Below are 13,703 nucleotides of genomic sequence, written 5' to 3' on the forward strand. Positions count from 1 at the left end.
TCCATCTTCGCAACTCACACGTGCAATTCCATTCTCTATAGTATATATGATCGCGTTTTAAATATTCACCGAATCATTATTCTACTGTGAGGGGTATTTATGAGCGACGATTCTGGTAGAGGGCATACAACGCAAATTATTGTCGCAGTTATTGGCGTTGTCGGCGTGATTGCCACGGCAATGTTTGCCAATTGGGACAAGATCTTTCCCGAAAGGCCCTCGCCCGAGCCTGCCGGAACGCCCACCGAGACCCCCGAACCAACGCCAGAACCGACGCCTGAACCTTCGCCAACCCCCAGTGCGACGCCCGATCCGCAGCCGAGCGATACCCCTACGCCAACCCCAACCCGCACCGCCGATCCGGCGGATGCCTTTGTCGGTACATGGCTGAATGTTGATCGCGGCACAGGCGGGACAACGCGGTGGATCATCCGCAAGACCCGTTCGGGATTGCACTTGCAGGGATATGGCGCATGCTCGCCCACCGATTGCGTCTATGATCCGGTAACGGTGCGCGCGTCACAAATTGACGGTCGAACCATGACGTTCGAACGCACATCCAGCTTTGCCGATCGAAAAGTGACTATGGCCGTTTCGGGAGACCGTTTGCGCAGCATGACGCGCACGCGCTATACCGACAATTCGGGGCGTCCGAACCGCAGCGCGCGGTATGATTTCAGGAAGTCAAGCTGATCCAGATCGCGGCGAAGAAAGACGCGCCACCCAGCATCCCGAAGGCGTGCCAGATCGAGTAACGGAAGGGCATTGCCTTGCTTTTGTAGAACAGCGTGCCGACCGTGTAGAACGATCCGCCCATTGCCATCGCGACCAAGGCCGCGCCGGGCAGGACATTCCAGAATACGGGCAGCGCAACCAGGCCGAACCAACCGAGCCCGAGATAGGACACCAGCGACCATTTTGAATCGAGATTGGTCCCGAACACTTTGAACACCACCCCGATCATCGCGAGCGTCCACACAATCGCAAGAATGACATAGGCGGTCGTCGTCCCCGCCAGAACGAGCAGCGGGCCAAAGGTACCAGCAATCAGCGGATAGATCGCCGCATGATCCCATTTGCGCATGGTCTTGCGCCAGTGATGATGCGGCAACAGGTGATAGGCACCCGAAATGCTGATCGAAGTGATGATCGCAATCGCATAGATCACCGTCATCATCAGCAGCAGCGCATCGCCGCGCGCCGCCGCCATCGGCAACAGGAACGCGCCTGCGACGGCAAAGCCGATCAGGCTCACCGCATGGACTGCTCCATCAACATAGCGTTCGGGTGCGGTCTGGCTGGGGTACATTCTGAAGGGTGACTACTTCTTGAATCCCACACCAAGGAAGCCGGGCTCGGGGCCGTTCCATTCGCCCGCCGGGACCGGATCATCATCATGGTCGCGGCGTTTGCGCGGCGGTTTGGGTTTATCGCCCTTGTCCGCTTTCGACACGTTTTTCGACTTGTCCTGCGTGGGCGATTTTGCGGATTTGTCTTCGCGCGCTTTCTTCGGCGCGCCGACATCGTCTTTTTTCGGTTGCGGTTTCTTTGGCGGTTTGGGAGCTTCCTTCAGCTCCACCCGCACGTCTGCTTTGCCGAAGACTGCAATCTTGGCCTTGGTCAGCTTTTCGACATTGTCGATGGCTTCGGCATCGGCTTTGGTCACGAATGTGAAAGCGCGGCCTTTCGCGCCGGCCCTGCCCGTGCGCCCGATGCGGTGGACATAATCATCGGGATGCCACGGCGTGTCGTAATTGAACACGTGGCTGACCCCTTTGATATCGAGCCCGCGCGCGGCAACATCCGACGCCACCAGGATATTGATCTCGCCCGATTTGAAGCGTTCGAGTTCTTTCTGGCGAGTGTTCTGGTCAATATCACCGTGGATTTCGCCACTCTTGAACCCATTGCGTTGCAAATTCCGGTTGAGTTCGCGCACCGTGGTTTTCTTGTTGGAAAACACGATTGCGGTTTCAACGTGATCATTGCCCAGCAGCCATTCGAGCGTTTCCAGCTTCTTGCGCTGTTCGACATTGATCTTGAACGCGGTGATATTGTCGTTGGTGCTGGCCGCGCGGCTGACTTCGATTTGCTTTGGATTGCTGAGGAATTTGTCGGCAAGCTTCTTGATGACTGGCGGCATTGTCGCCGAAAACAACATCGTCTGGCGCGCTTCTGGCAGTTTCTCGCAGATAAATTCGATATCGGGAATAAAGCCCATATCGAGCATCCGGTCGGCTTCGTCGATCACCAGCAATTCGCAACCGCTGAGCAGGATCTTGCCGCGTTCAAACAGGTCCATCAACCGCCCGGGGGTAGCGATCAGAACATCGACGCCCTCGTTCAGCGCTTTCAGCTGGTCGCCCATCTGCACGCCGCCAATCAGCAGCGCCATTTTGAGATCGTGGTTCTTGCCGTATTTCTCGAAATTCTCGGCAACCTGCGCGGCCAATTCGCGCGTCGGTTCGAGGATAAGCGAGCGCGGCATCAGCGCGCGGCGACGGCCAGCGGCCATCACATCGATCATCGGGAGCACGAAGCTGGCGGTCTTGCCAGTACCCGTCTGGGCAATACCGATGAGGTCTTTCATCATCAGCACCGCGGGAATTGCTTCCGCCTGGATTGGGGTCGGCTCGGTATAGCCAGCGGCTTCCACCGCTTTCAAAAGGTCTTCGGAGAGGCCGAGATCGGCAAATTTCATAGATTATCCGGTAAATGGGGGCGCGAAGCCCGATTCCGCAAAGGCCCATTGCCCATGCGTAAATTCGCTTCGCCCTCTGCGGCGAGACGGTGCAAAAGTCAAGAAATCGGCAGCATGCTGGCTGCGTCTATTTGGTCACGGTTGGCTGCGCTGCAACCTGTCGTTCAATCAGCTGCGTTCGGGGACCAGCTGGCGGATCTTGCTCAGCTTGCATTTCACTCCGGTGCGCGACTGCAATTTGTCGCGGTTGATGCACAGGTTTCCGTCTTCGCTGGGCTCGACATAAAAACCCGAATAGAAATCGCGAACCGAACACGTCTTCTCCAGATTGGCGGCAATCATCTTGTTGCTGCGCAAATAGAGTATCAGCCGGTTATCGCGCGTCGGTTGAACACCGGAGATCTGGTTCATCTTGACGCATTTGCCGATCTTGCGTTCGACCAAACGCCGCGGGCGCGTCTGCTGCGGTAGCGGTGCGTTCAGATCCTGCCGCGTGGCCGGGCGGCGCGGTGAAACACGGATCACCACGCGTTGGTCGATCCGCACCTGATACTGGACGGGCAGCCCGTTCGCCCCTTCGACCACGACCCATGCGGGTTGGTTCACAGGCTGCGCCTCGGGCATCTGCGCGGCCAACTTGGCACCAGTCGCAGGCTCGTCCACGCGTGCGTCAACATCACCAGCGGGGGCTGGCAGAAGAAGCACTAGAGGTGCAAAGATGGCGCTCAAACTCGGCATTAAAACCCGATCAATTTCCTCCTGACTACGGTAACCCTGTTGTGCCGCAGCCGTCTCAATCGCGCCTCTCTAGCAGCACAGTTTGAATGTTGGCTTAATTGCCCGGGAAAAGATTCAGCGCGGTAGCTATGCCCGCTTAGCTGGTGCATTAGGGAACCCATGACTGGCAAATCCAATTTCCTCGATTGTGCATCCGACTTGCTGGGCAAGCAAGGCTTCACCTGCGATCCGGAGCTTGTGCAACCGTGGCTGACCGATTGGCGCGGGCGCTATACCGGCGCGGCGCTGGGCATGGCATCGCCCGCTTCGACGCGCGAAGTCGCCGATCTCGTCAAACTTTGTAGCGTGCACGAGGTCGCGATTGTCCCGCAAGGGGGAAATAGCGGCATGTCGGGCGGCGCCACCCCGGACGCCAGCGGAAATGCGATCGTCCTGTCGCTGCGCCGGATGGATACGATCAGGGCGATCGATGCAGAGGACATGACCGTCACCTGCGATGCGGGCGTGATCCTGCAAAATCTGCATGAACTGGCGGCTGAGCACCGGCTTCGCTTCCCGCTCACACTTGGCGGAAAGGGATCGGCCACAATTGGCGGGCTCATCTCCACCAATGCCGGCGGAACGCAGGTGCTGCGCCACGGAACCATGCGCGCGCAGGTGATCGGTTTGGAAGCGGTGATGCCGGACGGGCAGATTTTCAACTCACTCACGCCGCTCAAGAAAGACAATCGCGGTTTCGACCTCAAGCAAATGCTGATCGGATCGGAAGGCACGCTGGGAGTAGTAACGGCGGCGACCTTGCGGTTGTTGCCCGAAATTTCGGGCCGCACGGTTTTCTGGGCGGGATTGCAATCCATCACGAACGCCCGCAAATTTCTGCTCCACTGCCAGAAAGCCGCCGGCGATCATCTGGAAGGCTTTGAAGTCATGCCCGCGCATAGCCTTCAGGCTGTGCTTGACCATTTGCCCGATGCGCGCGCGCCGCTGGCAGCGCGGTCAAACTGGAACGCGCTGGTCGAATTGGTCAGCAATGACGCGAAAACCGCCGACCTTCCCGAAATTGCCGAGAATATTCTGGCAAGCGCTCTCGAACAGGAATTGATCGAGGATGCCACGATCGCCGCGAGCGAAACGCAGGCCGAAGCGTTCTGGTTGCTGCGCGATTCGATTTCCCCTGCCGAGCGCGCGATTGGCCCGGCGATGCAGCACGATATCTCTGTCCCGGTCGACAAAATGGCGAGATTTGTCGAAACCGCCGTACCGCAGGTTGAAGCGCGTTTTCCCGATAGCCGCGCGATTGCCTTTGGCCATTTGGGCGATGGCAATGTCCATTTCCACGTCCTCGCCCCGCCGCGCGCGGTCGCGGGGGAATGGGAAATTGAAGAAGGCAAGCAAATCAGCATGTTCGTGCACGATCTTGTCACCGAATGGGGCGGATCAATCAGCGCAGAGCACGGGATCGGGCAGATGAAAGTCGATGAGCTTGGCCGCCTTGCCGATCCGGTTGCGCTCTCCCTGATGCGCAGCGTGAAGCAGGCGCTCGACCCCAAAGGGCTGTTCAATCCGGGGAAATTGATCCCGCGCGGCTAAGCGGCCAGGCGGCAGGCCCCTAGCGAACGCATGGTGCCTCTTGCGCCGCAGAGGATCTGCCCGTAAAGCGCGCGCTTCACGCGGACGGACGCTATCGCGTCTGCTGCACACAGATTTTAAACCCGATAATTCAAGACCAACCGGAGACGATCCATGGCCAGCGCGCCGCAACCCCAACTGCCCTTGTTCTACAAGGATCTCATGCCTCTCAACAGCCGCGATCACGCGAAGTGGAAGAACAAAGGCACCGATTCCGCCAATTGGCTGATCGGCCAGCACGCCATTCCGCTGACGGTCGATGAATTCGTGCAAACGCAGCGCGATTTCCCGATCATCTTTTCGTCGGGCGACAACCCGCTTCCGCTGGCTCTGATGGGCCTCAACGAAGGCGTAAACACCTTCGTCGATGACAAGGGCAAGATCAACGAACCGATCTATCTGCCAGCCTATATCCGCCGCTATCCTTTCATGCTGGCAAAGCTGACACCCGAAGGCGACGATCTTTCGCTGTGCTTCGACCCGACTGCCGGCACTATCGGTGAATTTGACGAAGGCGATCCGCTGTTCGACGATGAAGGCAAAGCGACACCGGCAACGCAGAACATTCTCCAGTTCTGCGAACATTTCGAAGGCGCCGGCCAACGCACCAAGGCGTTTATTGACGAGCTGAAGAAGCACGACCTGCTGATGGATGGCGAAATCGCCATTTCGCAGAACGACAATCCTGACAAGCCTTTCGTCTATCGCGGTTTCCAGATGATCGATCAGGAAAAGCTGCAAGACATCAAAGGCAACATCCTGCGTGACTGGAACAAGAACGGAATGATGGTGCTGATCCATGCACACATCATGTCGCTCGACCTGATGCGCGCGATTTTTGCCCGCCAGGTTTCGCAGGGCACCGCTCCGAAAGCGGATGCAGAGGTTCCTGCAACTTAACGGCTTTCCAGACCGCTTCGGCGATCACACGAAATTATGGAATGCGCCGGGTTGAAAAACTCTGGCGCATTCTTATTTTGCAGGTGTTCAGGCAGGAACCCTCCCCCTTGTAACTGCTTGAACGGGCGCATGAAAATGCGTCACCTCCCTGAACCTTGGCCACCTCGTGCATATGCATGAGGTGGCTTTTTTTCGATGTATTGGAGAGGCGCCTTTATTCCGCCGCGACGGGCAGCGCCTGGCCTCTGCCCAGGGCCGCGACTTTCTCCGCCAAATGGCGGACCAGACCGGACAATATCTGCACAAGATCGCTGGTATCGTCTGACAGGCTTGTCATATCCTGCGCCAGATAGAGCGACCGGCAGATTTCCAGCTGCACCGCGTGGAGCGCCCTGGCCGGTGCGGCGTGACGGTCCAGCACATAGCCGCCCGCATAGGGGCGATTATGCGCGACGCGCGCATTGGCATGCGAAAGATGGCGCAATGCCCCTGCCACTATCCGGTCATCGGCAGACGCCCCGAACCGGTCACCAACGACAAAATGCGCAGGCACATCGTCTTCATGGGCCTTTTTGAGCGGCGGCATCGAATGGAAATCGAGCAGCAAAGCCGCCCCCCACTGGTCGCGCATTGCCTGAAGCGCCCCCGAAAGCGCGCTGTGATAGGGTTCATGCACCCGGCGAATTCGGGCCGCCAGTTCGGTCTGCGACAGGCGTTCGTTCCAGATTTCGCCCAGACCGGGCAAACGGCGCGGCACCAGCCCCAGCCCGCTGCGCGCGCGCCGGTTGGCCAGCGAATGGCGCACCGTACCCGGCGCCGCCTGCGCGACCATATCCCAGTCAACATCGTCGGTTGCCCGGTTGAGATCGAGCATCGCGCGCGGCGCACGCGCCACCAGCAACCCCGCCCCGGTCTGCTCCGCCACACGCGCCGCAATGTGATCGACATGGCGATCTTCCAGCCTGACTTTCGAATAATCGGGCCGCCGCATTTTCTTGATCAAAGCATCGGGATAATCGCGCCCCGCATGGGGAACCGCGATCAGAACTGGAATGGGCATATCCTGCGGAATTGCCAGCGAATAAGCAGGTTTGCGCGTGCCGGGAATCAGTCCGCCGGTATCCTCTTCGGTCTTCCCGTGATTGTCGCCCGACTGAACCATCAAAGCCCACGCTGGACGGACTTTGTTCAGGAGTCAAAGCATGGCTGTGTCAAAGCTGGTCATCTGTCACAAAGCGAGGGATTTCTTAAGCCAATCGGGCTAAGAGCCTGTGCATGACGGAATCACCTGCCCTACGTATCCTTTTGGCCGAGGATGAAGAAGCAATGCGCACCTATCTGGCGCGCGCGCTGGAAAAAGCCGGTTACGAGGTTGTCACGGTTGATCGGGGTACCGAAGCCGTGCCGCTGCTTGAAGCCGAGCATTTCGACCTGCTTTTGTCGGACATAGTCATGCCCGAAATGGACGGAATCGAGCTGGCGCAGCGTTGCAACGAAGTGAGCCCCGCGACCAAAGTGATGTTCATCACCGGTTTTGCCGCGGTCACGCTTAAGGCAAGCCGCGATCAACCCACCGCAAAAGTTCTGTCAAAGCCGTTTCATCTGCGCGATCTGGTGCTGGAAGTGGAACGGATTTTCGAAGATCAGGCCGCCGCCAGCCTATAGGTTTCCCGAAAATCAAAACACCCTCTTGCGCGGCTGATTGCCGGGCGCTAGAGGCCGCGTCTGCTGCATTGGCAGCAAAATGATGGTGCGGGCGTATAGCTCAGTGGTAGAGCACTGTATTGACATTGCAGGGGTCGGAAGTTCAACTCTTCCTACGCCCACCATCATCTCCTTGCCTCTCCTCTCGCCTCTGCTAGAGAGCGCGCAACCGCGCGACGCGGGTTGAAAGAAAGAGGCAACACTCCCCATGGCGAAAATCACCGTGAAGAACCCCATCGTCGAGATTGACGGCGATGAAATGACGAAAATTATCTGGCAGTGGATCCGCGAGCGTTTGATCCTGCCTTATCTCGATGTCGATCTGAAATATTACGATCTTTCGATCGAGAAGCGCGACGAAACCGATGACCAGATCACCATCGACTGCGCCAATGCGATCAAGGAATATGGCGTTGGCGTGAAATGCGCCACCATCACTCCTGACGAGGCACGCGTCGAGGAATTCGGTCTCAAGAAAATGTGGCGTTCGCCCAACGGCACGATCCGTAACATCCTGGGCGGTGTTGTGTTCCGCGAACCCATCGTGATCGACAATGTTCCGCGCCTCGTGCCCGGTTGGACCGACCCGATTGTGGTTGGCCGTCATGCCTTTGGTGACCAATATCGCGCGACCGACACGCTGATCCCGGGTGCGGGTAAGCTGCGCCTCGTGTTCGAAGGCGAAGATGGCGAAAAAATTGACCTCGATGTGTTTGAATTTGAAAGTTCGGGCGTCGCGATGGCGATGTATAACCTCGACGATTCGATCCGCGACTTTGCGCGTGCCAGCTTCCAATATGGTCTGGACCGCAAATGGCCCGTCTATCTGTCGACCAAGAACACCATCCTCAAGAAATATGACGGCCGGTTCAAGGATCTGTTCGAAGAGGTTTTCGAAGCCGAATACAAAGCCGATTTCGACAAGGCCGGCATCACATATGAGCACCGCTTGATCGACGACATGGTGGCAGCAGCTCTTAAATGGAGCGGCAAGTTCGTCTGGGCCTGTAAGAACTATGATGGTGACGTTCAGTCAGACATCGTTGCACAAGGTTTCGGTTCGCTCGGCCTGATGACGTCTGTTCTGATGACGCCCGACGGCAAGACTGTGGAAGCAGAAGCCGCGCACGGCACCGTCACCCGTCACTACCGCCAGCACCAGCAAGGCAAGGCCACTTCGACCAACCCGATTGCGTCGATTTTCGCATGGACACGCGGCCTGATCTATCGCGGCAAATTCGACAACACGCCCGAAGTGGTGAAGTTTGCCGAAACGCTTGAGCGGGTCTGCATCGAAACCGTAGAAAACGGCCAGATGACCAAAGACCTCGCGTTGCTGATTGGCCCCGAGCAAAACTGGCTGACAACAGAGCAGTTCTTCGAAGCGATTGTCACCAATCTCGAGAAAGCGATGACCGCCTGATCAGGCCGGTTACCGCAGCACATTTGAAAGGCGGGCTGCTCTCCCGGGCGCCCGCCTTTTTCTTTTGCTGCAACAACGTGGAAGAACCGCGGCGGCGGAGTGACACTGTGCCGGCAACGGGTTAGATTGCCCCATGGCCGGTGAAATCGACACATCATCAATGGGTGACGCGCTGGTGATTCTCGGCGCGGCCGGACTGGTCATTCCGGTATTCACCCGTTTCCGCATAACCCCGGTTATCGGTTTTATCCTGATCGGCGTGGCGGTTGGCCCGTTTGGCCTGGGCAAGCTGATTTATGATGTGCCCTGGCTCAATTACGTGACCATCACCGATCCCGAAGCGCTTGAGCCTTTTGCCGAGTTCGGGATCATATTGCTGCTGTTTACCATCGGGCTGGAGCTGTCTTTCAAACGGCTCTGGCAGATGCGGCGACTAGTCTTCGGGCTGGGCGCGCTCGAGCTGCTGATAATCGGCACTTTCCTGGCCATCGTCTTGGGCATGATGGGCCAATATTGGACCGGCGCCTTGGCGCTCGGGCTGGCGCTCGCTTTTTCCTCCACCGCGATTGTGTTGCCGATTTCGGGAACATCCTCTCCGGTCGGGCGGGCGGCGCTGTCGATGCTCTTGTTCGAAGACATCATGATCGTCCCGATTATCTTCATGCTGGGCGCGCTGGCGCCCAATGCGCAGGATGGCGGCTGGGAAGGCTTGGTCGAGACGCTGTGGCAAGGCGGCCTGGTGGTGGTTGCGCTGCTCGTGATCGGGCGCTTCGCCTTGCCCCGCCTGTTCGCTCAGGCCGCGCGCACCAAAAGCCCCGAACTGTTTCTCGCTGCCAGTCTGCTGGTCGTCATCGGCGCCAGCCTGGTCACCGCAGCGGTTGGCCTATCCCCGATAGTCGGCGCGATCATTGCCGGCCTGCTGATCGCCGAAACCGAATATCACGGAGAGGTGGAAGGCATTATCGAGCCGTTCAAAGGGCTCGCGCTGGGTATTTTCCTGATCACCGTGGGGATGAGCATCGACCTTGAGACAATCTGGGCCAATCTTGGTTCGATCCTGCTCGCGGTGGTTCTGGTGCTGACGTTCAAGGCATTTGTTACCGGCATTTTGCTGCGGATGATGGGCGCGCGGCGCAGCACCGCGGCGGAAACCGGCATACTTATGGCGAGCCCTTCGGAAACCACTCTGATTGTCCTCGCCGCAGCAGGCGCAGCCGCTTTGATCCAACCGGGCACCGCGCAGTTCTGGCAAATCGTTACCGCCATCGGATTGACGGTTACGCCCTTGCTCGCGCGTCTTGGCCGGTTGATTGCGCGGCGGGTTGAGCCGGTGCCCGAACTCGAAGAGGTCGATCTGAGCAAACCGCCGGTGATTATTATCGGGATTGGCCGTGTCGGGCGGCTGATCGCGCAAATGCTCGACGCGCATGAGAAGCCCTATATGGCGGTCGATTCTGACGCGGATCTGATCGCTGGCGCCAAACGCAAAGGCTACCGCGCGACGTTTGGCGATGCGGCGCGCGGCGATGCGTTGAGCCGTCTGGGTGTTGACCGGTCACCCGCGGTGGTGCTGACCATGGACGAACCGGTGCTGGCCGAACGGCTCACGCGCAAATTGCGCAAGGAGCATCCCGATCTGCTGATCGTCGCCCGTGCGCGCGACACCAGCCACGCGGCCGAGCTATACCGCGCAGGCGCGAGCCATGCGATTCCCGAAAATCTGGAAAGTTCGCTGCAGCTATCCGAAGCGGTTCTGGTCGATATCGGCGTGCCGATGGGCCCCGTCATCGCCTCTATCCACGAGAAGCGCGACGAATATCGGGCAAAAATCGAGCATGAGGGCGCGCTCGATTACAAGCCGCAATTGCGCACCAGCACCGCGAAAAGCTGAACTCAGCCCGCTATTGCAGCGCGAACCGCGTCAATCGCTGCGTCGGCCTTGCTGCCATCCGGGCCGCCGCCCTGCGCCATATCCGCGCGGCCCCCGCCGCCCTTCCCGCCGAGCGTCTCCACGCCCGCGCGCACCAGCACCACCGCATCGAAACGTTCGGTCAGATCATCGGTCACCGCGACAGCGAAAGCCGCGCGGCCATCATTGACCGCAACCGCCGCGGCAATGCCCGATCCAAGCCGCGCCTTGGCTTCATCTAGCAGTCCGCGTAGCTCTTTCGGATTGAGCCCCTCGAGCACCTGGCCCGAGAATTTTACCCCGCCAACATCCTCATCCGCCGGCCCAGAGGCCGCGCCGCCGCCGCCAAGCGCCAATTGTTTGCGCGCTTCGGCGAGTTCTTTTTCGAGCGTTTTGCGCTCTTCCACCAATGCGCTGACGCGCGCGCCGGCATCGTCCGGCGACGTTTTCAGAATTCCGGCCAGCGTCTTCAGCGCATCCTCGCGTTCGACCAGCCATTGGCGGGCGGCTTCCCCGGTCAGTGCTTCGATCCGGCGGACGCCCGATGACACCGCGCTTTCCGAAATAATCCGGAACACGCCGATATCGCCGGTCGCTTTCACATGTGTGCCGCCGCACAGCTCGACCGAATAGTTTTTCCCGCCGCTCGCTTGCTGTCCCATCGACAACACGCGGACTTCATCGCCATATTTCTCGCCGAACAGCGCCAATGCGCCCGCCTCCACCGCATCATCGGGGCTCATCAACCGCGTCACAACCGGATCGTTCGCGCGGATTTCCGCGTTCACTTCCGCTTCGATAGCAGCGATGTCTTCCTCGCTGAGGGGTTTGGGGTGGGAGAAATCAAAACGGAGACGGTCGGATGCCACCAGCGAGCCCTTTTGGGTCACGTGATCGCCAAGCCGGTTGCGCAGCGCGGCATGCACCAGATGGGTCGCCGAATGGTTCGCGCGGATCCGGTCACGACGGCCCGCATCAACATCCAGATGGACGGTATCGCCAAGCGAAATGGTGCCGGCCTCTATTTTCGCTTCATGCGTGTGCAAGCGGCCGAGCGGTTTGGCCGTATCGGTGACCGCCGCTGCCAAGCCTTCGGGCGTGGAGATTGTGCCCACATCGCCCGCCTGACCGCCGCTCTCGCCATAGAAGGGCGTCTGGTTGGTCAGGATGATGACTTCATCACCTTTGGCGGCCGATTGCACTTCCGCGCCATCCTTGACCAACGCAACGACGGTTCCTTCACCGCTGGTCGCGCCATATCCGGTGAATTCGGTGCTGCCCTCGCGCTCGGCAATGTCGAACCACACTTCGTTCGATGCCGCATCGCCGGACCCTTTCCACGCAGCACGCGCAGCCGCTTTCTGGCGCTCCATCGCAGCGTCGAAACCGTCCCGATCGACGCCGATATTGCGCGCGCGCAACGCATCTTCGGTCAGATCATAGGGGAAGCCATATGTGTCGTAGAGCTTGAAAGCGGTTTCGCCATCAAGCCGATCGCCTTCGCCCATTTCGCCGGTGGCGTCGTCGAGCAGTTTGAGACCCTTGTCGAGCGTTCGGCGGAACTGGCTTTCCTCGCGCTCGAGCACTTCGGTGATCAGTGCCTGGCCGCGTTGCAATTCGGGATAGGCCTGCCCCATCTCGGTCACCAGTTCGGGCACGAGCCGGTGCATCAGCGGCTCGCTCGCGCCAAGCAGATGCGCGTGGCGCATGGCGCGGCGCATGATCCGGCGAAGCACATAACCGCGCCCTTCATTCGATGGCAGAACACCGTCTGCGAGCAGGAAGCTGGTCGAACGCAAATGATCGGCAATAACGCGGTGGCTGGCCTGTGCATCGCCCTCTGCACGAACGCCAACCAGCGCTTCGGAAGCGGCGATCAGCGCTTTGAATGTGTCGGTATCGTAATTGTCATGCACGCCCTGCATCACCGCGGCGATCCGTTCGAGCCCCATGCCGGTGTCAATCGAAGGTTTGGGCAGATCGGTCCGGTTGCCCGAACCATCCTGCTCGAACTGCATGAAAACGAGATTCCAGATCTCGATAAAGCGGTCGCCATCCTCCTCGGGAGTACCCGGAAGGCCGCCGGGAATATGCTCGCCGTGATCGTAAAAGATTTCGCTGCACGGACCGCAGGGGCCGGTGTCGCCCATCGACCAAAAATTGTCATTGGTGGCGATGCGGATGATCCGGTCTTCGGGAAGTCCGGCAATCTTGCGCCACAGATCAAACGCCTCGTCATCGGTGTGATAGACCGTGGTGACCAGCTTTTCAGCCGGCAGGCCCCATTCCTTTGTCAACAGGTCCCAGGCATTGTGGATCGCCTGTTCCTTGAAGTAATCGCCGAAGGAGAAATTGCCCAGCATTTCGAAGAATGTGTGGTGGCGCGCGGTGTAGCCGACATTGTCGAGATCGTTGTGCTTGCCCCCGGCGCGGACGCATTTCTGCGAACTGGTCGCGCGCGGCGCGGGCGGCGTTTCAAGGCCGGTGAACACATTCTTGAACGGAACCATCCCCGCATTGACGAACATCAATGTGGGATCGTTATACGGAACCAAGGGCGCGCTCGGCACCTTGGCGTGATCCTGGGCCGCGAAATAGTCTAGAAACGAGCGGCGAATATCATTGGTCGATTGCATGATGTGCAGTTAGGCGCTGCATCGCCGTGCGACAAGACGGTTAAACACCGAAGTTTGCCCCGC

11 protein-coding genes and 1 tRNA gene are annotated in these 13,703 nt (G+C 59.2%); 7 read left to right on the forward strand and 5 right to left on the reverse strand.

Annotation, left to right across the window (positions count from 1 at the left end; all coding sequences use genetic code 11):
• Positions 1 to 99 precede the first annotated feature (99 nt).
• Positions 100 to 693, forward strand: coding sequence for a hypothetical protein (locus tag GRI41_RS14245; RefSeq protein WP_202388671.1), 594 nt, complete (start codon positions 100 to 102; stop codon positions 691 to 693).
• Here the strand turns inward: GRI41_RS14245 and trhA are convergent.
• The 3 genes from trhA to GRI41_RS06940 all read right to left on the reverse strand — a co-directional run bounded on the left by trhA (position 677) and on the right by GRI41_RS06940 (position 3,406).
• Positions 677 to 1,309, reverse strand: coding sequence for a PAQR family membrane homeostasis protein TrhA (gene trhA, locus GRI41_RS06930; protein WP_160603994.1), 633 nt, complete (start codon positions 1,307 to 1,309; stop codon positions 677 to 679). The two genes, GRI41_RS14245 and trhA, sit on opposite strands and share 17 nt — an antisense overlap.
• 12 nt (positions 1,310 to 1,321) lie before the next feature.
• Positions 1,322 to 2,701, reverse strand: coding sequence for a DEAD/DEAH box helicase (locus GRI41_RS06935; protein ID WP_160603995.1), 1,380 nt, complete (start codon positions 2,699 to 2,701; stop codon positions 1,322 to 1,324).
• A 168-nt stretch (positions 2,702 to 2,869) separates the two neighbouring features.
• A complete protein-coding gene (locus GRI41_RS06940; protein WP_160603996.1) occupies positions 2,870 to 3,406 on the reverse strand; it encodes a hypothetical protein in 537 nt (178 codons plus the stop codon).
• Positions 3,407 to 3,598: 192 nt separating this feature from the next.
• Between GRI41_RS06940 and GRI41_RS06945 the strand changes: the two genes are divergently transcribed.
• On the forward strand, positions 3,599 to 5,029 hold the full coding sequence (locus GRI41_RS06945) for an FAD-binding oxidoreductase (protein WP_160603997.1): 1,431 nt from the start codon (positions 3,599 to 3,601) through the stop codon (positions 5,027 to 5,029).
• Between the two features lie 153 nt (positions 5,030 to 5,182).
• Entirely contained in the window at positions 5,183 to 5,968 is a 786-nt protein-coding gene (locus GRI41_RS06950) for a SapC family protein (protein WP_160603998.1), read from the forward strand.
• A 214-nt stretch (positions 5,969 to 6,182) separates the two neighbouring features.
• Here GRI41_RS06950 and GRI41_RS06955 read toward each other — a convergent pair whose 3' ends face one another.
• The gene (locus GRI41_RS06955; RefSeq protein ID WP_160603999.1) at positions 6,183 to 7,130 is read right to left on the reverse strand and encodes an N-formylglutamate amidohydrolase; all 948 of its coding nucleotides are present in this window, start codon (positions 7,128 to 7,130) and stop codon (positions 6,183 to 6,185) included.
• Between the two features lie 113 nt (positions 7,131 to 7,243).
• Here GRI41_RS06955 and cpdR point away from each other — a divergent pair, with 113 nt between their 5' ends.
• From cpdR to GRI41_RS06975, 4 genes are all read left to right on the forward strand, one after another.
• A complete protein-coding gene (gene cpdR / locus GRI41_RS06960) occupies positions 7,244 to 7,633 on the forward strand; it encodes a cell cycle two-component system response regulator CpdR (RefSeq protein ID WP_160604000.1) in 390 nt (129 codons plus the stop codon).
• Positions 7,634 to 7,722: 89 nt separating this feature from the next.
• Positions 7,723 to 7,797 (forward strand) — tRNA-Val (locus GRI41_RS06965).
• An 83-nt stretch (positions 7,798 to 7,880) separates the two neighbouring features.
• Positions 7,881 to 9,095, forward strand: a complete 1,215-nt coding sequence (locus tag GRI41_RS06970) for an NADP-dependent isocitrate dehydrogenase (RefSeq protein ID WP_160604001.1) — start codon at positions 7,881 to 7,883, stop codon at positions 9,093 to 9,095.
• 133 nt (positions 9,096 to 9,228) lie between these two features.
• The gene (locus GRI41_RS06975; RefSeq protein ID WP_160604002.1) at positions 9,229 to 10,986 is read left to right on the forward strand and encodes a cation:proton antiporter domain-containing protein; all 1,758 of its coding nucleotides are present in this window, start codon (positions 9,229 to 9,231) and stop codon (positions 10,984 to 10,986) included.
• 2 nt (positions 10,987 to 10,988) lie between these two features.
• Here the strand turns inward: GRI41_RS06975 and alaS are convergent, their stop codons facing one another.
• Entirely contained in the window at positions 10,989 to 13,640 is a 2,652-nt protein-coding gene (gene alaS / locus GRI41_RS06980; protein ID WP_160604003.1) for an alanine--tRNA ligase, read from the reverse strand.
• Positions 13,641 to 13,703: the final 63 nt, after the last annotated feature.

Origin of the sequence: Pontixanthobacter aquaemixtae (genome assembly GCF_009827395.1) — a bacterium.
GTDB classification, from domain to species: domain Bacteria; phylum Pseudomonadota; class Alphaproteobacteria; order Sphingomonadales; family Sphingomonadaceae; genus Pontixanthobacter; species Pontixanthobacter aquaemixtae.